Annotated in this window: 17 protein-coding genes and 1 tRNA gene; 10 read left to right on the forward strand and 8 right to left on the reverse strand. The window is 49.9% G+C overall.

Going from position 1 to position 20265, the window contains the following annotated elements:
* Positions 1-63: 63 nt before the first annotated feature.
* Together WC959_01550 and WC959_01555 are read left to right on the forward strand one after the other, a co-directional pair.
* On the forward strand, positions 64-1197 hold the full coding sequence (locus WC959_01550; GenBank protein ID MFA5687828.1) for a hypothetical protein: 1134 nt from the start codon (positions 64-66) through the stop codon (positions 1195-1197).
* A 33-nt stretch (positions 1198-1230) separates the two neighbouring features.
* Positions 1231-1668 carry a hypothetical protein gene (locus tag WC959_01555; GenBank protein MFA5687829.1) on the forward strand — a complete coding sequence of 146 codons (438 nt, stop codon included), beginning with the start codon at positions 1231-1233 and terminating at the stop codon, positions 1666-1668.
* Positions 1669-1728: 60 nt separating this feature from the next.
* Here the strand turns inward: WC959_01555 and WC959_01560 are convergent, their stop codons facing one another.
* The 3 genes from WC959_01560 to WC959_01570 form a co-directional block, all read right to left on the reverse strand.
* Positions 1729-2010 (reverse strand): LysM domain-containing protein, encoded by a 282-nt coding sequence (locus WC959_01560; GenBank protein MFA5687830.1) that lies wholly within the window; start codon positions 2008-2010, stop codon positions 1729-1731.
* Between the two features lie 13 nt (positions 2011-2023).
* Complete coding sequence (locus WC959_01565; protein ID MFA5687831.1) at positions 2024-3118, reverse strand: tetratricopeptide repeat protein; 1095 nt, start codon at positions 3116-3118, stop codon at positions 2024-2026.
* 139 nt (positions 3119-3257) lie between these two features.
* Entirely contained in the window at positions 3258-5207 is a 1950-nt protein-coding gene (locus WC959_01570; protein ID MFA5687832.1) for a choice-of-anchor Q domain-containing protein, read from the reverse strand.
* A 2-nt stretch (positions 5208-5209) separates the two neighbouring features.
* On the opposite strand from WC959_01570, the gene WC959_01575 reads away from it, so the two are divergent.
* The gene (locus tag WC959_01575; GenBank protein MFA5687833.1) at positions 5210-5443 is read left to right on the forward strand and encodes a helix-turn-helix transcriptional regulator; all 234 of its coding nucleotides are present in this window, start codon (positions 5210-5212) and stop codon (positions 5441-5443) included.
* Positions 5444-5469: 26 nt separating this feature from the next.
* On the opposite strand, the gene WC959_01580 is transcribed toward WC959_01575, so the two are convergent.
* The 3 genes from WC959_01580 to WC959_01590 form a co-directional block, all read right to left on the reverse strand.
* A complete protein-coding gene (locus WC959_01580) occupies positions 5470-7131 on the reverse strand; it encodes a site-specific integrase (protein ID MFA5687834.1) in 1662 nt (553 codons plus the stop codon).
* A gap of 87 nt (positions 7132-7218) precedes the next feature.
* A tRNA-Gly gene (locus WC959_01585) sits at positions 7219-7290 on the reverse strand.
* Between the two features lie 129 nt (positions 7291-7419).
* A complete protein-coding gene (locus WC959_01590; GenBank protein MFA5687835.1) occupies positions 7420-7665 on the reverse strand; it encodes a hypothetical protein in 246 nt (81 codons plus the stop codon).
* A 260-nt stretch (positions 7666-7925) separates the two neighbouring features.
* Between WC959_01590 and WC959_01595 the strand changes: the two genes are divergently transcribed.
* From WC959_01595 to WC959_01625, 7 genes are all read left to right on the forward strand, one after another.
* Positions 7926-8138, forward strand: coding sequence for an OadG family protein (locus tag WC959_01595; protein ID MFA5687836.1), 213 nt, complete (start codon positions 7926-7928; stop codon positions 8136-8138).
* 35 nt (positions 8139-8173) lie between these two features.
* Complete coding sequence (locus tag WC959_01600; GenBank protein MFA5687837.1) at positions 8174-9976, forward strand: biotin/lipoyl-containing protein; 1803 nt, start codon at positions 8174-8176, stop codon at positions 9974-9976.
* Positions 9977-9990: 14 nt separating this feature from the next.
* Positions 9991-11466 (forward strand): sodium ion-translocating decarboxylase subunit beta, encoded by a 1476-nt coding sequence (locus WC959_01605; protein MFA5687838.1) that lies wholly within the window; start codon positions 9991-9993, stop codon positions 11464-11466.
* Between the two features lie 156 nt (positions 11467-11622).
* On the forward strand, positions 11623-14085 hold the full coding sequence (locus WC959_01610; GenBank protein MFA5687839.1) for a cation:proton antiporter: 2463 nt from the start codon (positions 11623-11625) through the stop codon (positions 14083-14085).
* 215 nt (positions 14086-14300) lie between these two features.
* Positions 14301-14705: a thioesterase family protein gene (locus WC959_01615; GenBank protein MFA5687840.1), complete on the forward strand. Its 405-nt coding sequence runs from the start codon at positions 14301-14303 to the stop codon at positions 14703-14705.
* Positions 14706-14805: 100 nt separating this feature from the next.
* Entirely contained in the window at positions 14806-16413 is a 1608-nt protein-coding gene (locus tag WC959_01620; GenBank protein ID MFA5687841.1) for a thiamine pyrophosphate-dependent enzyme, read from the forward strand.
* Positions 16414-16432: 19 nt separating this feature from the next.
* A complete protein-coding gene (locus WC959_01625) occupies positions 16433-17017 on the forward strand; it encodes a 2-oxoacid:acceptor oxidoreductase family protein (GenBank protein MFA5687842.1) in 585 nt (194 codons plus the stop codon).
* 132 nt (positions 17018-17149) lie between these two features.
* Here the strand turns inward: WC959_01625 and WC959_01630 are convergent, their stop codons facing one another.
* Positions 17150-18517, reverse strand: coding sequence for a UDP-glucose 6-dehydrogenase (locus WC959_01630; protein MFA5687843.1), 1368 nt, complete (start codon positions 18515-18517; stop codon positions 17150-17152).
* A 62-nt stretch (positions 18518-18579) separates the two neighbouring features.
* Positions 18580-20202, reverse strand: a complete 1623-nt coding sequence (locus WC959_01635; protein MFA5687844.1) for an NAD+ synthase — start codon at positions 20200-20202, stop codon at positions 18580-18582.
* Positions 20203-20265 lie beyond the last annotated feature (63 nt).

Genomic DNA, 20265 nt, shown 5'->3' on the forward strand with positions numbered 1-20265 from the left:
GGTTTCTGTAATTAAGATATTTTACAAGCTGCAATAATATTAAGTCATTAGCAAAGGGATATTGTGGACTACAATCCATTGTCTAAAAAGTTAAAAGCGCTTGATGCTAAGCTGCTGGAACTAAAGCAAAGCGAAAGAGAACTTACCAAAGAACTCGAATGGTATAAGCATTTCAGCCCTGAAGCGCAGGAAGATAAACGACAAAAATCTTTATCAACGATTCAAAAACACCATGCATTGCTCGAAGATATACATGCCGAGACTCTTGCAGTAACAAATGAAATTAAACAACATCAGGACAGCATTCAGGATATTGATGAAATTTTAGAAAGTTTCGATACAAACTGGTACAAGGATCTTGATCAGGAAACGCTAGGAAAACTGCGCTGTTACTATCCAGAAATAGATGATAAACGTGCGCAGGCAGACATAACCAATAAAAAGATGTTATGTGATATCAGTAATTCGGAAGCACGCATATTCAGTTTGATGAAAAACATGAGAACTGTTTGTAATCCGTTGAACTGGTTTAAGTCCGACCAGGTCCAGCTGCGGAATGAGTGTAATGATTTAAAGAATAAAATATTAGACTGTAAAGAACGACGGGTATGGCTGAGAAAACAATTAAACGAGCTGAATCCTAAGGCTCGCTACAGAGATGCTCAGGTGGAGCATCAACGCTGCATAGACTCGTTGCAGGATGAAATTAAAAAAAATGAAACCGGGAAAATTTTGTGGAAGCAGGGGATTTTTTCCAAGGAACAATTCATCAAGGATTTAGCTGCAGTATCTAATAAATATAATAACTTTGATTTCAAGGAGAAGGCGCGCAATCAGAAGGAAATGCATAATGAAATCACGTTCTTTGAGAAGGAACGCGAGCGTCTTGCTGAAAAAAAGAAAAATAATGATGAAAAAATCAATCCGATTATCAATGAAATAAAACGGCTAGAAGACCGTATTAAAAAAACCAAAGACAAAATTCAAAAAGCAACCGAATTTGCCAAGGCACTTTCGAATGAACCTAATTCTTATGAGCGATTTAAACTCCACCGAAAGTATGAGACCGAGTTCGGTTTTGAGAAACCGGGGCCAGGGGCTCTTGTCAGACGAGAATCTAAAAAGCTGGCGGCCATGGAAAAAAGCTTATCAATGGAGAAAAGAAGACTCGCACAAATTAACAGAAAGGTTCTGTGACAGATCGATACGATTATTATAGATGGAAGCGATTTGTGTTACGAAGGTGATCGTTTTATAGGCACACCGTTATTGGTATTAGTGGTAGAAAAGCTGAAAACACAGTATAATATAATAATTATTTTTGATACCTCCACAGTTCGCGGGAAACTGAGTACCAACAGTCTGGCATTAAAACGTCGATTCCCTCAAGATGTCAGAATTCATGTTATTGCGGGCGGGGCAACTGCTGATGAAACAATCCTTGATTTGGCTTCACGCAACGACAAAACGTACGTCCTTAGCAATGACAGCTTTTCAGCGTATAAAGAAAAAGAAGTAATACAACACGACCGACGGATTCGCTATCAACTCGTAGAGGGGAATATTTTTATTCGTGATTTAAGTATCACCGTTCTTCAAGAGGAATACGTTGAGAAAAATTTGTCGCCTGATGATAAATTGGAGCGACTGCTTGCTGATTTGCTGTGATTTGTAAATACGGTCTCTTTTTTTAGCCCTCAGGCATCCTGAACTAACCCATAATGGGTGTCATTCATCGCAGTTCGGAACAGGAACCAGTAATTTCACACCAGCACCTACAGCTAATTCATCCGTGATATTATTCCGTTGCATGATGGCATCCTTGGAACTGCCGTACTGCTTGGCAACATCATCCAGAGTTTCTCCCGGATAAAGGACATGGTCGTAAACCGATTCCTTTGGCGACGTAGATCCTAAGCCTTCAGGCTCTTTCACATACCCAAATTTTGCGATCATCATTGGGCTTCTTGATGCCCATTTGTAGCGATGATTTACTCTTCTTATTTCCATAACTTAATTCCTTTTAATCAGCGTCCCAGCCAATGGATTGCGCCATCGCCAGCCCCGCGCTGGTAACGCCCAGTCCCATGAATTTAGAAGGCCCCTGAGTCTGGATTTTTACATAAAAGCCGTTTTCACAATACAAACGGGATTCCCACCACCATGGAGTATCAATAGGATTGCCTCTCAAAAATTCATCTGTTCCCCGCAAATATACGACACATGCAACAGGAGAATCTGAACCATCCAGCGGATCATAAAACGGCGTTTCATTCACCCGTTCAAAACCGTACATTGACTCAACTGAGTTCAGAACACTTGTAAAATGACGCTGGAACTCTTCTGACGGCGCAATGAACTTAAAGCCTGAATCGTTCTGATTGCTGAAAACCGGGGAACCATCTTTATTTTTCATCACTTGAGCGCCAATGGTGCCTTCTGCCGCACGGTAGATTGTCACAATGGATGTGATATCCGAGGCAGAGTCACAATATACCAATTGAATATCGTCGTTGTAGGTGAACCCTTTTACTTCCTGCAAAATGAGTTCGCCAGCTTTTACAGGCATCAGCATATCTGTCGTTCGTATATACACTTTCCCGTCAAATATCTGATACAAGTCCGCCGGGTTTGCCGTCGTTGCAACATCAACGAGCTGAATAGCTGTACTCCGTTGCTCAGTCGTCATTCTGCTCATTAAATCTGCGCGCAACTCTTCGGTTCCGTTCAATCCATTGATGCCCGCCATGGACACCCAGTAATACGCTTCGACATAATCCTGCTGAATTCCAATTCCCTTGGCGCACATATGTCCCAAATAAATCTGCGCTTCTGCAAATCCCTGGACAGCAGCCCGCCGCAGCCATTTTTCAGCTTTCACATAATTCTGGGGAATACTGACCCCCTCATAATAAGCTTCACCCAGATTGTATTGTGCGCCGAAGAACCCGCGCTCTGCGGCCTTGCGCCACGAATCAATGCCTTTATCAATATCCTGTTCTACGCCATCACCGTCGATGTACGCACAGCCAAGCGATGTTTGCGCCTCCACACGACCCTGTTCAGCATCGTTTTTTACCCGCAGAAACCTGTCTTCTGCATCCATTATTGCATCCATAAAACACTCCTTAAAAACTGTTAATTTATCAATACAAGAAACATGCGTATATTATTGCATGTTAATATCTTATGATAAACAACAATCTGAAGTTTTTATGGAATAAAATGCCCTTGAAACAGCAGGATTTCGTTGTGATCTACTCCTCCGGCAAACTGACTTTCACTCCGAAAAAGCGGTGGGTGGTATTGGTGGCATCGTGCTTTTTCCAATCATTGGTCAACGTGATGCGGCCTTCGACCGTGTAAACGCGTCCTGATGCGGTCAGATCAGGCGTCCAGCCGATCTGTTGTACACCGTTGGTGAAATATATAAGAAAACGGTCAAGTGTATTGGTCGGACAGGTTCCGGTAAGATAATCGTGCCATACCGGCGCATCTTTAATGGAATCATCTAGCGCCGCCGCTTCATAATCATTGTTTGTAACCAGACTATATTCATCTAGCCAATAGTGAGGAACCGGCACAGGTGTTGTCGCGGTATCCGCTACGAATTCATACGCACCCATATCGACCGTACCGCTTTGAATACGTGGATTCCCGTCAAGATCAATCTCACCAACAGCAAGTGCATTGCTGCCTGTGTTGATGCATGGAGAACCTATCTGTAACCGATAATCTCCATTTGCCGTATCCACAAAAAGCGGATCATTAGAAATATTGCCAGAGCCAGAAGGCAACGGCGTTGTGCAGGAATAACTGAATGTGCATAAATAATGATTCGAAACCACTCCATTAACTGTATTACTCCAGATAATACAATTATTAAACGTTCCATAATATGAACCACCACCGACCCTGCCAGCTGTATTACCAAAAAGGGTGCAGTTATTTAAAAACCCAGAATATGCCCCTCCGCCATCAAAGGCTGCCGAATTATTAACCAATATACAATTATTCAGCGTTCCACCATACGACCCGCCGCCACGAGTGTAACCACTAGTACCAATCGCCGTATTTTCCATCAACGTACAATTATTCAATGTACTGGTATACGTACCGCCGCCTTTCCCAGACCCAGACCCAACTCTGCCTGCCGTATTTCCCGTCAACATGCAGTTATTCAGTATTCCGCCATGTGCTCCACCTCCACGTCCAGAACCGGAACTGTTGGTATTGGATCCGCTTGCCGTATTTCCCGTCAATACACAATTATCTAATGTTCCGCCATATGCGCCGCCTCCATAGCCGGCACTGGTACTGGTGCCGTTTCCGTCTGCCTTATTTTCTATCAACACACAATCATTCAACGTACAATTGTTCACTCCGCCACCATAGCCGTAACCGTAACCTGTACCGTTGCCGTAGCTAGCGTTGCTGAGGCCAGTACCGGTACCCTTCGCCGTATTTTCCGTCAATGTACAATTATTCAGTGTACTGTCACTTGCTCCGCCGCCGTAGTCACGGCCAAAACTTGACCCATAGCTTGAACTAGAGCCGCTCGCTGTATTGTTGGAAAGGATACAATAATTCAAAGTACTGCCGTAGGCCCCACCGCCATAGCCATTGCCATTGCTTGAACCGGATCCGCTTGCTGTATTTCCTGTCAGCACGCAGTTATTCAACGTTCCACCGTACGCCCCACCGCCATAGCCATAGCCACTGCTTGAACCGGAATAGTGTGCCCGCCCGTTCCGCAATGTAAAGCCGACAAGAACGGTGCTGAAATGATTGGTCGCTGATCCCAGCGTCGCACAACGACTAGAATTTTTGCCATCAATAATGGTGTACTCTGCACCATTTATACTCTGAATAGTGATGGCTTTATTACCGGTCGAAATCGGTGCATAAGTCCCATTTGTTACCCAAATGACATCCCCGGCAACCGCATTATTAATGGCAAGCTGAATATTAGTGTATGCTGTTTCCCAGCTTGTGCCTCCAGCTCCCGATCCAGAACTGCTGACATAGAGCTCTCGCGCTTCTACACAGGAAAAAGACAGTCCGACCCAAAGGAAGATTTGCCTTATTTTTATCGATTCTCGCTTTCTATTTCGTTTCACCTGAAACTTTGGAATGCATTCCAAAAACTCATAAATGCACATTTTTAATGGTGTAGAAGTATTTGCACTACTTTGGTGGTGTGTCAAGCATGCAAACACACGATACAAATACTCAACGGAAGATGCTGGGAGAGACTCTTCAGGCATATCGCAAAACAAAAGGAATCAGCCAGGAAAAGCTGGCGGAAATGCTGGATGTCCACCGCAATTATGTCGGCAGGATTGAACGCGGGGAGCAGAACATCACGTTTGACACGTTATGTGGAATTGCACAAACTCTCGGCATCTCGCTCTCCGAGCTCTTTGTGAACGCGCAGCTTTGATTATGAAAAACCGATAAAAGGATAAATCAATGCTCCCTGCCGTATTCAAGCCGCTGGAGCTGTTCAAGTAAAAGCGCAGGCGTTGATTGTCCAGCATAACCGCGATGAACAGCGGATACGCCTTCAACCTCGTGTCCCATGATTTCTTGAGCATAGCAGTCGTCTATTTTTGCCTGATTCTGTGCCTGCTGGCTCCATGTGTGGCGGAGGCCGTGGAAATCTTTATAGTGCGAAGATTCCGGTAGCCAATCCTTTTTCCACCTGTTAAACCAGCGAGACATACGGGCGCGATAACCTTTTTTATCATCGTATGTAACGTCTGAAAATAACGGTTGATTCGTACGTTCCTCACGTTGTTCTTCCCACCACGCTTTAAAACCTAAGGCGTCACGGACGTACGGATGCACCGGGACGATGCGAACTGAACTATTATTTTTCACTTTCTTGGTCGGGCGATTTGCACGAATGTAGATAACGAAAATGCCATCCTCGTCTTCGTAGATATCATCAGGGAACAGACTGCAGATTTCATTCAACCGGAAGCCGTGATATAACGCCAGCACGGTTGTCCAGTAACGGGCAGGGTGCTGATCGACCTCTTGCTGAACGGGTTGAAGTGCAGTCCATAATTCCTGAAGTTCATCTTTTGTGTACGTTTTCGGACGTTTCTCAATCACCCTGTATTCTGGAACTCTAATATTTGCGGCAGGATTAACAGGAATCAAATTCATCTGATCTTTGGCATAGTTGAATACAACATTCAGATTTATCAACCTATTGCCGCATGTCCGGTGTGAAATCGGAGGATACTTCGTCGGGTCGGCCTTTGTTAGCTCTATGCACTCACGGAGTGACTTGCCGGAATACTTGTTTCCTTTGCTCATGTTAGATGGGACATATGGCAGACAGTTTTGAACAAAATCAATCAGATCGCGCTTCGTATAAGCTGTGATATCACTTTTCCCGCTCCATTCTTCCAGAATCCGGATATCTGCTTGAGTTGTCGTTTCCGTTTTTGCATCCCGTTTCTTCGACGCCAGCATCAGACGTGTAATTTCAGAAAGAGAGTTGTCCTCTGAGGAAGCAGTTGCTGGGGCAGTGGAGGGTTCAACGGGTTTCTGTTTGCTGTCTTCCGCCGCGTGTTCCGCTGGTGTTATTTCTAATTCCTGCGTGATATCAGCCATCATTTTAGAAAGGAACTTGCACAAAATCTTGCGTTGTTTCCGGTCTTCTCCGGGGCTGGATGCTTTTAACGGCCATTTAATCCCGATTTCATCAAAATCAAACTGTATTATAGACTGTCGGTTTTGAATGAACGCGATCGCACCCTCATAGTATTCCACACGCTCCAACAACGCGGCGTCATCTTCTTTATCCAGAATTTCCCGAAGATTGCGTTCCCACACCGCCGCTATCGTTTGTTCAAGATCGTCTGCTTTAGGCATAGAGTTTTTCACATCAACAGCTGATACAGTCTGTTGAACTTCTCTAGCTTTCTTGAACTCGGCATGCCAATGTCGCGACAAACGGTGTACTTCTTTTGCCATTTCGATAGGATCAGAAGTTTTAAGAGACTGAGTGATTTCAGTCTTTCCGACTTTAGCTCTGCACGCTTCAGGAACAACAATTCTGAAATGATAAATACCATTCCTTTTGATGACGTTTTTCAGCTCCATTGTAATAACCATTTCCCGCTCCGTTTTGGAGCAAACCTTTGTAGCAAACTGGCAGATTCCTTAGAAAAATCAATGTTTTCTAGGAATTATGTAAATTTGAGCGGGAGACGGGAGTCGAACCCGCGACGTTCAGCTTGGGAAGCTGACATTCTACCACTGAATTACTCCCGCAGAAGAGTGAGCATTTTGTACGGTTTCCGGCGGCGGGTTTCAAGCGTCTTGTCTCACATAAAAAGATACCGATGGGGTAAAGGGTTTTGATAGTTAATGGTCATGAGGTAGTCCTGTGGATGCGGATTGTCAGGCAGCCGATGCCCCGGCCTGTTTTTTGAGTTCTTCGATGTGGCGTAATTGCGTTTTGATCCGCTCCTTGAGGTCGAGCGGATTCAGCGTATTATACTCCCTTTTCAGTGCCTCGGTCTTTTCCGGCGTGAAGGTGCCGCTGGCGTTTAATCGCTCATACAGTGTTGGGACATCATAGATTTTTATATACCGGCTCCCGCTCCGAGCCTTGCTCGCCAGTTTCATGACCGGTTTACAAGTCATTCCGCTTTTCCCTGTCCGCATACAGTGTATTAAGTTCATCCACCAGTGCCGGATCGTCCAGCCGGTTATAGCCGAGCGGTTCACACACGTGTATGTGTTGAGTTTGTGATATGTGCGGTTGCGCATGAAAGAAACCGGCCGTTTAATAATCTGCTGTTTCGCACACCGTCGTTTTTTTATTTTGGTTTTTCGCTCGCCCGCAGCGCGCAGTTCGCGTAGAAGGTAGGCTATTTTTATTTATCTAAAACGGAGGACGCACGATGGAGGAAGGTTTGGTTCTGCTGGTGATCGGCATGGCGGTGGTTTTTGCTTTTCTGATTTTGATGGTTCAGGTCATGGATCTGTCGGCAAAGTTCTTTACAAAGTTTGCTCATCTGTTCCCCGAAGAGCAACCGAAGGCGGCGCCGGTAAAGGCAGCCAATGCCGGCGTTGAAGTAGCCGTCGCACTCGCGGCGATCAAGGCAAAAGGATAAGCAGAGAGTTTAATAACATAGAAGGAGTATATATCGTGGCTAAGAAAAAAATTCATATCATGAACACTGCGTTCCGCGACGGCTTTCAGTCCGTGTACGGCGCCCGCGTTTTTACCAAAGATTTTCTGCCGGCAGTGAAGGCCTGCGTTGAAGCCGGACAAACCCATTTTGAAGCCGGTGGCGGCGCGCGTTTCCAGGCGCCGTTTTTTTATTGTAATGAAAATGCATTCGACATGATGGATCAGTTCCGTGAAGCGGCAGGTCCGGATGCTGAACTGCAAACGCTGTCACGCGGTATTAATGTGGTCGGCCTTGAATCGCAGCCGCACGATATTATCGACCTGCATGCAAAGATGTTTGCGAAGCACGGCATGACAACGATCCGCAATTTTGACGCACTGAATGATGTGAACAATCTGATCGACTCGGCAAATTCGATTAAAAAATACGGCTTAAAACACGAAGTGGTTGTCACCATGATGGAACTGCCGCCCGGCTGCACCGGCGCGCACGATGTCGCGTTTTATGAAAAAACATTAAAGGATATTCTCGCCGCCGGGATTCCGTTTGACAGCGTCTGCTTTAAAGATGCCTCCGGAACTTCAGTACCGAAAAAAGTGTATGAAACCATTCGGATGGCGCGCAAACTGTTGCCGGCGGAGTGCAAACTGGTCTTTCACTCACATGAAACAGCGGGCATCGGAACAGTCTGCTACCTCGCTGCAATTAAAGCGGGCGCGGATCAGGTTGACTGTTCCATCGTACCGGCCTCCGGCGGAACCTGCCAGCCGGATATCGCAACGCTGTGGCACGCGCTGCGCGGCGAAGATTATGAACTCGACGTGGATATCGATAAAATCATGAAAGCCGAAACGGTATTTAAAGAGTGCATGGCTGATTATTTTATGCCGCCGGAAGCGCTGGCAGTGGAGCCGATGATCCCGTGGTCGCCGATGCCCGGCGGCGCGCTGACGGCGAATACGCAGATGATGCGCGATAACGGCATCATGGATAAATATGATGACTGCATTCAGGCGATGGGCGAAGTGGTTCGCCGCGGCGGTTTCGGCACATCCGTTACGCCGGTCTCGCAGTTCTACTTCCAGCAGGCGTTCAACAATGTGATGTTCGGTCCGTGGGAAAAAATTGCCGACGGTTACGGCAAAATGGTGCTCGGCTATTTCGGTAAAACGCCGGTTGCTCCGGATCCGGAAATTGTAAAAATTGCCGCCGAAAAACTCGGGCTTGAACCGACCACTGAAAATCCGGTGGATATAAACGACAGAGATCCGAAGAAGGGAATTGAAGCGGCAAAGAAAATGCTGACCGGCGCCGGCATCACCGACCTCAGCGACGAAAATATTTTTATCGCCGCAGCCTGCGGACAGAAAGGCATCGATTTTCTGCTCGGCAAAGCCAGCGTTAACGGCGTGCGTAAAGGTGCCAAAAACGCCGGTGAATCGTCCGGCGGCGGTGACGGCAATTATACCGTCACTGTGAACGGCAAAAAATACGCGATCGAAATCGCCGGCGACAAAGCTACGGTGAACGGCAAAGTGTACGATGTTGCAGTTGCCGCCGGAATCGATCAAGCGTCCGGTACGGCGCCGGCAGTTTCCGGCGAGGCCGCTGTGATTAAATCGGCAATGCCCGGCAAGGTCATTAAGGTGAATGTCAGCGCCGGCGACAGCATCAACGAAAACGATGTTGTGCTTGTGCTTGAAGCAATGAAGATGGAAGTTGAAATTAAATCTCCGGCTGCCGGCACTGTCGCATCCGTTTCCGTCAACACCGGCGATCAGGTAACCAGCGGCCAGGAACTGGCATCCATCAATTAAGGAGAATCTGCCCCATGTGTAAAGCAACACGAAAAACATTCGGGCTGATCGCCCTCTCAGCTCTGCTCGCAGCGGGCCTTGCCGCCGCGCAGGACGCAAGTACACCGGTAGAAAAGACAAAAATTTCAATTTCGGGCGGCTTCAAAAAACTCTGGAAGGAAACCGGCATCTACCGTTTCATCAATCCAAAAACAGCCGCAGAAAAACGCGCAGATTATCTTTCCGGCGCCATCAAAACCGCCGAGGCTGAAATCAGCGGAGGACATATTGAGAGTGCGGAACAATATATTGAACTCGCCGCCAAATCCGGTGCCGACGAACAAACGATTGCGAAGCTGAACGCATTGCTCGCAGAAGAAAAACTGCACGGCGCCGGCAACCATAACAGTCTGCTGCCGGAAGGCGCCGGACAGATTGTAATGATTCTCGTCGGACTCTTACTGATCTATCTCGCCATCGCCAAAGGCTTTGAGCCGCTGCTGCTGCTGCCGATCGGGTTCGGTGCAATTCTCACCAACATTCCGACCGCCGGAATCGCCGAAATCGGCGTACCCGGACAGCCCGCCGGTTTTCTCTACTATTTCTATCAGGGTGTTCAGCATGGACTCTTTCCGCTGCTCATCTTTATGGGTGTCGGTGCAATGACCGACTTCGGCCCGCTGATTGCAAATCCGAAAACCGCTCTGCTCGGCGGTGCAGCACAGTTTGGAATTTTTCTTGCGCTGTTCGGCGCGCTCATGATGGGCGGACTCTTCACTCTGCAGGACGCCGCTTCCATCGGTATTATCGGCGGCGCCGACGGTCCGACCGCAATCTTCCTCGCATCGCGACTCTCGCCGAACCTGCTCGGTGCCATCGCCGTTGCTGCCTATTCCTATATGGCGCTCGTGCCGATCATTCAGCCGCCGATCATGCGTCTGCTGACAACCGAAGAAGAACGCAAAATTGAAATGAAACAGCTCCGTCACGTCGGTAAAACTGAGAAAATTGTTTTTCCGATTATGGTGCTGCTGCTTTGCATCCTGCTGCTGCCGTCCGCGACGCCGCTTATCGGGATGCTCATGTTCGGTAACCTGCTCAAAGAGTCGATGGTAACCGATCGGCTGTCTGATACGGCGCAAAACGCGCTTATCAATATTGTCACCATCCTGCTTGGCCTCTCTGTCGGCTCCAAACTCGCCGCCGATAAGTTCCTGAACATTCAAACGCTCGGAATTCTGTTCCTCGGACTGTTTGCATTTTGCATCGGAACCGGCGGCGGCGTACTGCTGGCGAAACTGATGAACAAATTCAGCAAAGACAAAATCAACCCGCTCATCGGTTCCGCCGGTGTTTCGGCTGTGCCTATGGCTGCGCGCGTCTCCAATAAGGTCGGGCTCGAATCAAACCCGCAAAATTTCCTGCTCATGCACGCTATGGGTCCGAACGTCGCCGGAGTTATCGGTTCCGCCGTCGCAGCAGGTATTCTGCTCGCACTGTGCGGAAGTTAATTTTTGACGATTACAAGAATTGACCCCAAAACGCACTTTATCAAAGTGCGTTTTGGGGTTTATACGTTTAAGAAATTTTCTACATTCCGTATGTAGAACTTTACGTTTTATTTTTTATATTTTAAATTTCTACCTTAATTTTTAATTAAGGTTTGTATGCTGCCGATTTCAGATCCGGTTCTGGTATTCGCAATTCTGGCGCTGGCCATGCTCGTGGCGCCGCTGATTTCTGAGCGCTTGAGAATTCCGGATCTGGTGTTTCTGCTCATATTCGGTGCGCTGCTCGGTCCAAACGGTTTTCACATTATTGAACGCAGCACTGCAGTCACGCTGCTTGGTGCAATCGGCATGCTTTACATCATGTTTCTCGCCGGCATTGAGATTGATTTGTATCGCTTCATGCGCAGCTATAAACGCAGTATCGCGTTTGGAATGCTGACGTTTCTCGTGCCGCAAATCCTCGGTACGTTCGCCGGACGTTATATTCTCAACATGAACTGGCCGGCGTCGCTGCTGCTCGCCAGTATGTTTGCATCGCACACGCTGCTGGCATATCCAATCGCCAGCCGCCTCGGAATTTCACGCAGCGAGCCGGTGGCTGTCACCGTTGGTGCAACCATCATCACCGACACACTCGCGCTGCTTGTCCTGGCTGTTATCGCCGATTCTGCGCGCGGCATGACACTCGGCGCCGGTTTCTGGGTAACGATCATTTTCGGCATGCTCGCTTTAACGGCTTTGACGTGGCGGGGAATTCCATTGGCCGCGCGCTGGTTTTTTCACCGCGTGCCGGAAAAAGGCAATGCGCAGTTTTTATTCGTTATCGTCGTTGTTTGCGTGTGTGCGTGGCTGTCGCATTTCGCGCGCATGGAACCGATTATCGGCGCATTTCTCACCGGCGCGGCGTTCAACCGGTTAATACCGGAGAACAGCGCGCTGATGGCGCGCATAACCTTCGCCGGCAACACGCTTTTTATCCCGTTTTTTCTTATCTCCGTTGGAATGCTGGTCGACGCTGGTGCCATGATTACCGGTACGCGCGGGCTGATTGTCGGCATAACCATGGTTGTCGCTGTGATTCTCACCAAATATGTTGCGGCGCATCTGGCGCGCCGGTTTTGCGGTTACAGCCGCGATACCGGCAATGTCATGTTTGGATTGAGTGTGGTGCAGGCGGCGGCGACGCTCGCAGCGGTTGTTGTCGGGTTCAACTTAAAAATTTTTGATGAAGCCGTTTTGAACGGTGCAATTCTCATGATCATTGTCACCTGTCCGCTCGGCTCGTGGATGGTCGACCGCTACGGCCGGCGCATGGCTGCCGAAGCGCCGGTACGCACGGCGCACTCCGCCGCCGAACAGCGGATTCTTGTGGCGGTTTCAAAACCGACGTCGGCGGCACGCCTGCTCGATTTAAGTTTTCTGCTGCGTAACAGCGCGCGTCCCGGCGGAATTTATCCGCTCACTGTAGCGCGCGAACAGGCATATTCCGATGAAGCCGTCGCGCAGGGCGAAAAACTGCTCGGCGGCTGTCTGGCGCACGCCGCCGCCGCTGATATTCAGGTGCAGCCCGCACTGCGCGTTTCATCCAATATTTCTGACGGAATTATTCAGGCCGCGCGCGAACTCCGTTCTGGGCTTGCCGTTGTCGGCTGGAGCGGCGAGCAGTCCGCGAGCATCCGGATTTTCGGCACTGTCATGCAGCATCTGGTGGAAGACTGCGCACCGCGTCTGATGTTCTGCCGGATCGTCCGTCCCCTCAACACTGCGCGTCGGATTATCATCCCGTTTCCGCCGCTTTCATCGCGATTGCGCGACCTGCCGGATTTTATTCGCGATGCAAAAATGCTTGCACATCAGGCCGGGACCGAATTGAAACTTTTTTGCGCCGCCGGTGATGCTGCCGATATTCTCTCCATCGTCGCAAAAACAAAGCCGGCGGTAAAAACTGCGGTAGAAGAGGGCAGGGTGTGGAGTCAAATTCAGAGAAGCCTTTTTAAAGAAATCGGCGCAGATGATCTGATCCTGCTCCCGGTTGACCGGCGCAACGGTGTGCAGTGGTCGCCGGCGCTCGACCATCTGCCGGAAATGATCGTGAAAAAATTTCCTGAAAACAATCTCATCGTTGCTTATCCGTCCGGTGCCGGCAATGCGCCGGAAAAAGAAACCGCGCCGCCGGAAGAAGCAGACTTGCCCGATCTGCTGCCGATCGATCTGGACGAAACCGGCACGCTTGAGCTGGCATTAAAACAGATGACGGATTTTGCATTCGGCGATCAGCCGGTACTGGCGCGCGCTGTGCTGCGTTATTTCCAGTCGTCTGCCGGTTCATTCCCTGTTGAACTTGCACCGCGCATGGCGCTGCTGCATGCGCGCTTTGGCGATTTGCCGCATCCGGTACTCGGAATCATTCGTATTCCGGCGGGCTGGCCGACGCCCGATCTGCCGGAGCCGCCGCAAACTGTGCTGGTGCTGATCGATTCCCATTCGCAACCGCCGGAATATCACCTTAAAAATCTGTCGCTCGTCGCACGCCGGATGCAGGTGGTCCGCCGGAAACTTAAAGGGTACACCGTCGTAAGTGCGCTGGAAATCTGTGAACTGTTCAGAAGTTCATCGTAGAGAATCAATGAGCGCGCCGGCGCATTCCCCATGAATATTTTTTAACGGGCTAACGGGCTTGATACGAATCTTGATATTCTGCGGGCGGTGTTTGTTATGAGTCAACTTGTGCCGGCATGTGCGGTATGCCTGCTAAACAATGACTTTTCTTTTCCGGCATATCGGCGTATATTTTCTCATTTTAATTTAGAAAAACCATGAAACCGCCGTTCACAATGCAGTTTAGAGTTCGCTATAGCGAGACCGACCAGATGCAGACGTTTTATAATTCGCGCGCGCTGGAGTGGTTTGAGGTCGGCCGCACCGAACTGGCGCGTGCGCTTGGTCTGCCGTATTCGGAATGGGAAAAGCGCGGAATTCTGCTGCCGCTGGTCGAGGCGCACGTTTTCTTTAAAGGCCGCGCGATGTATGATGACCTGCTTGAGATGTCGGTGACGATGCAGCCGGAAGGCCGCGCCCGGCTGCGGTTTGAGAACCGTATCACGCAGGCGTCAACCGGTGCGCCGGTTGCGGAAGGCCACACCGTGCATGCATTGGTTTCGCCGGAGACCGGCCGGCCGGTGCGGATACCGGAATGGGTTTTAAGTTTGACCGCGGATTGCGCGGATGGAAACGGATAATTTTTATAGAAGATAACGAAAAAAGATATGACCACAGAGTATACGGAGACTCAGAGAATTCACCCTCTGTGATCTCTGTGGTTAAGAAAAAAGAGTTTTCATGAAAAAGGAAAATCAAAAATCTGTAATCTCCCATAGGCAATCGGCAATCGGTAATCGGCAATTCTTAATGGGCAATGCGGCGGTGGCTTTAGGCGCACTGCATGCGGGTGCGGCATACGGTGCGGGATATCCGGGCACGCCGTCGAGCGAGATTCTGGACGATTTTAACCGTCTGGGCGGTGCGGCAGAATGGGCGCCCAATGAAAAGGTTGCGGCGGAAGTAGCGCTCGGCGTTTCGTTCGCCGGCGCGCGCGCGTTCTCGACGATGAAGCACGTCGGATTGAATGTAGCGGCAGATGTTTTGTTTACGGCGGCATACAGCGGTGTTGACGGTGCGCTGGTGTTCGTTGTGGCGGATGATCCAGGCATGGCGTCGAGCCAGAACGAACAGGATTCGCGGCGTTACGCGGTGGCTGCCGGTATTCCGTGTCTGGAGCCGGCGGATTCGCAGGAGGCGTACGATTTTACGCAGCTGGCATTTGAGGTTTCGGAACGGTGGAAAATTCCGGTGATTCTGAAACTGACGACGCGCGTCTGTCATTCCGGTACAATTGTCACACCGCGCACGCCGGCGGGAAAACCGGCGCCGCATTTTGAACGCAATATCCCGTATCGTGTGATGGTTCCGGCGCACGCGCGTCCGGCGCACCGGCGGTTGCGTGCGAAGCTCGCCGAGATTGCGGAATGGAACGAAGCGGAAGGTCCGAATAAAATTATCGCCGGCGAAAAAGACACCGGAATCATTGCCTCCGGCGTTGCATTTCAGCATGTGCGCGAAGCGGCGCCGGCGGCGGCGGTGTTCAAAATCGGCATGAGTTATCCGCTGCCGGTGAACGCGATTTTAAAATTTGCCGGCGCGGTCGAGACAGCCTGGGTGATTGAAGAGAACGATCCGTTTCTGGCGGACGCTGTGCGCGCTGCCGGCGGAAACATTGAGAGCGCGCCGGAAATGTACCGCTTCGGTGAGCTGACGGTAGATCGCGTGCGCCGGATTTTAAACAATGATATTTCGCCGGAACCGGTGCCGCCGCGCGGCATCCCGCCGCAGCTTTGCGCCGGCTGCCCGCACACCAAAAGTTTTGAAGTGCTGAAAAAGCTCGGCTGCATTGTCGCCGGCGACATCGGCTGTTATACACTCGCGGCGATGCAGCCGCTGGCGGCGATGGATACGCAGATTTGCATGGGCGCCGGCATTGGAGTCGGACTCGGCATGCGCCACGTTCTGCCGCGTGAAGAGGCGAAGAAAGTGGTGAGCGTAATCGGCGACAGCACGTTCGTGCACAGCGGCCTGACCGGCCTCGCAGAAATGGCGTACAATGTGCCGGATACCGGCCATGTGCTGCTGATTCTTGATAATTCAATAACGGCGATGACGGGACAGCAGGAACATCCCGGCACCGGCCGGCGTCTGAATCAGGAACCTGCGAGTCCGCTCGATTATGAAAAAGTTGTGCGTGCGATGAATATTGAAAATGTGTTCACATTCGATCCGGTGCGCGAAACGGAGGCGTATGAAACAGCGCTGAAAGAGGCTTTGGAAAAAGATGAGCTGACGGTGTTTATTCTAAAACGTCCCTGCATTCTCTCCGCCGCGCGGAAGTCTTAATGAACCGCGGATTGCACGGATGGAAACGGATTTTTTCAGTTACAACCTGAAAGATGTGAAAAAAATCAGAGAAGAATTTATGAAACCGGAAATCGGAAATCGGAAATCGGAAAATAAAAATCATCCATCATCAATCGTTAATATCAAGCTTGCTGGCATCGGCGGCATGGGTGTATTGAAAGCATCGCTGATTCTGGCAGAAGTGTTTTTCCGGCGCGGTATGGATGTAAAAAAGGCGGAAGTGCACGGCATGAGTCAGCGCGGCGGATCGGTGTGCAGCGATGTGCGTTTTGGTAAAAAAATATTCAGTCCGATGATACCGGCGGGCGCAATTGATTATCTGGTGCTGTTTCAGGAAGATCAGTTCCAGCTCTATGAGGCAGAGTGTTCCCCGAAAACGGTAATTTTAAAACCGGCAATGATAGATTTGGACAAACTGAAAAATAAACGCGCGCTGAATATCGCAATGCTCGGTCTGTTGAGCCGCTATCTGGATGCGCCTGAAAAAGTCTGGCTGGATGTGATTAAAGAAAATCTGCCGGAAAAACTGCATGATGTGAATGTGGAAGCATTCGGTCTTGGTCGACTGACGCCCGCTTTTTAGAGCATTTTCGGTTTTGTTTAGTACAAAAACAGCAACACTCGTGCCGGCGAACGCCGATAAAACACGGGGCAGGTATTCCTGCCTGTTTTCATAGTAGATTGAGCAGACAGGAATGTCTGCTTCACTTGAAAATTAAATGTGTTTCAATGCGGCTTTGCCGATGGCGTAGACGTTGAAGCCGATGTTGTACAGTTCCTGATGGTTCAGGTGGTTGCGTCCATCAAATAAAAACGCCGGACTCATCATTGTATCATAAATCCGTTTGTAATCGAGTGCTTTGTACTCATCCCAGTCGGTGAGCAGGGCGACGGCGTGCGCACCTTCCGCAGCTTTATACGGGTCCGGTTCAAAGATGACGCGGTCGCGCACATCGGCAAGCTCATAACCGGCGTTTTCGAGCGCTTTCGGATCGGTGACCACTACTTGCGCATTTTCGGCCAGCAGCTCATGTACAATTTTAATCGCCGGGCTTTCGCGCGTATCCCCGGTATTGGCTTTAAATGCAAAACCGAACAGTGCAATCTGTTTGCCGGCAATCGTATTAAACATTTCCTGCAGCATGCGCGCGGCAAACCGGCATCCCTGATAATCGTTCATCTTTACAACCTGCCGCCAGTATTCGGCGACTTCATCGAGGCCGTAACTTTCGCAGAGATACACAAGATTCAGAATATCTTTCTTAAAGCATGAACCGCCGAAACCGACGCTGGCTTTCAAAAATTTTGGACCGATCCGGCTGTCGGTTCCAATCGCGTGCGCAACTTCATTGATATCCGCTTCAGTTACTTCACACAATGCCGAAATACTGTTGATTGAGCTGACACGCTGCGCCAGAAATGCGTTGGCTGTCAGTTTAGAAAGTTCGCTCGACCACAGATTGGTGGTCAGGATTTTTTCGCGCGGCACCCAGGTTGCATACAGATCGATCAGCTTTTGCACTGCCGCCTGGCCTTCCGGTGTTTGGTGTCCGCCGATCAGAATACGATCCGGATTTTCAAGGTCGTTTATTGCGGTTCCTTCGGCGAGAAATTCCGGATTAGAAAGTACATCAAACCGCACACCGTTTTTTGCACCTTTTAAAATCCGTTCCATTGCAGCGGCGGTACGCACAGGCAGGGTGCTTTTTTCAACAACGATTTTATTTGAAGTAGACACGTCTAAAATCTGGCGTGTGCATCTTTCCCAGTGCTGCAGGTCGGCGGCGCAGCCGGCGCCGTGACCGAATGTTTTGGTCGGCGTGTTCACGCTGACAAAAATAATATCTGCATCCCGGATACCCTGATCTACATCGGTTGAAAAAAACAGATTTTTCCCGCGCGCAGCTTTCACCACTTCATCAAGACCCGGTTCATAAATCGGAAGAATGTCGGAATTCCACGCGGCGATCCGTTTTTTGTTAATATCGACGACGGTCACTAGAACATTCGGATTTTTTTTGGCAATCATTGCCATCGTCGGACCGCCAACATAACCCGCTCCGATACAAAGAACTTTTGTCATAAAACTCCTCCGATTTCCAAAACCGTGAATTTATAGGAAATTTGCCGGTAAAAAGGAAGCCTTTATCCCGTATACCGGTTCGTAAGCGGCATACGCCGGTCGCGCCCGAACGTTTTCGGCGTGATGCGGATCCCCGGCGGACTCTGCCGGCGTTTATATTCGCTTGAGTTAATCAGTCGTACCGTTTTTTTAACAGCAGCCGCATCAAAACCGGCGGCAATCATCGCGGTCACGCTCATTTCTTGCTCAACGTATGCTTTAATAATCGGATCAAGAATTTCGTACGGCGGCAGTGAATCACTGTCTTTCTGGTCGGGGTGGAGCTCGGCAGACGGCGGACGCTCAATCGTTGACTCCGGAATCACTGCGCCTTGCCGGTTGCGCCAGCGGCACAGATCGAACACCAGCGTTTTCGGCACATCTTTAATCACCGCAAGTCCGCCGGCCATATCGCCGTACAGCGTGCAGTAGCCGGTGGCGATTTCACTTTTATTGCCGGCCGTCAGCACGAGCCAGCCGAACTTGTTTGAAAGCGCCATGATCATCGTGCCGCGAATCCGTGCCTGCAGATTTTCTTCTGTCAAATCCGCCGGCGCGTTTTCCCAGACCGTTTCAAGTCCGGCAATAAATTTCTCATACACCGGCAGAATCGGAATCGCATGGAATTCTATACCAAGCCGGGCTGCAACTTCTTCTGCATCCGCAATGGTTGCGCCGGATGAGTATTGCGACGGCATCGTCACTGCCGCCACACGTTCCGCACCGAGTGCGTCTGTTGCCAGCGTTAACACCAGCGCTGAATCAATTCCGCCGCTCACCGCGACAACAACTTTTTTAAAACCGTTTTTTTCAACGTAATCACGCAGTCCGGTTTTCAGTGCTGTATATACTTCTTCCAGCGGACCGGAAATATTCCGGCAGATTTCCGGTGTGGCGGTAGAGAGTGTATATTCTTCAAACAGCGGCGCACGGCTTGTTAATCTACCGTGCGCATCAAATGCCGCACTGCCGCCGTCAAAAACCAGTTCATCCTGACCGCCGGTCAGATTGCAAAAGAGCAGGGGGGCGTTCAGTTTTTGTGCGGCGCCGGAAAGTATTTTTTCGCGTTCGGTGTATTTTCCGCGATAATACGGCGATGCCGAAAGATTAATGACAATTTCCGGTGCTTCTTTTTTTAACGCTGCAAGCGCCGCACCGGAAAGTTCCAGAGAATCTTCACCGATCTGAATACCGGTTTTTATGTCGCACGCATCGAATGTAAACGCACGGTTACCGGCATCAAACAGATGCTGTTCATCGAATATGCCGGAATCCGGCAGAACCATTTTTTTGTAAACGCCGGCAATGTTGCCGCCGTAGAAAATAAATGCTGCGTTATACCGGCCGGTGCCGTCGGCAAACGGCGCGCCGGCAACAACATAAATTTCCGGCGGCAGTTCTTTCGCCAGCCGCGCAATCTGCCGGTCGCAATCCTGAATAAACTGCGGGCGCAGAATTAAATCTTCCGGCGGATATCCGCACAGTACGAGTTCCGGAAAAACTACCAGTTGCGCGTCCGACTTTGCGGCGGCGATGGCGCTGGAAATAATTTTATTTGCATTCGCCTCCAGCGCGCCGACCGTTGGATTCATCTGAACTGCCGCGCACCGGATTCCGAAAGCAGAGCTGTGAACAAAATCATTCATTTTTCGTGAGGCGGACATTCCTGTCTGCCTGTTTTCCGGTAGTGAGCAGACAGGAATGTCTGC

The sequence above is a fragment of the Kiritimatiellales bacterium genome, from assembly GCA_041656295.1.
Lineage (GTDB): Bacteria > Verrucomicrobiota > Kiritimatiellia > Kiritimatiellales > Tichowtungiaceae > Tichowtungia.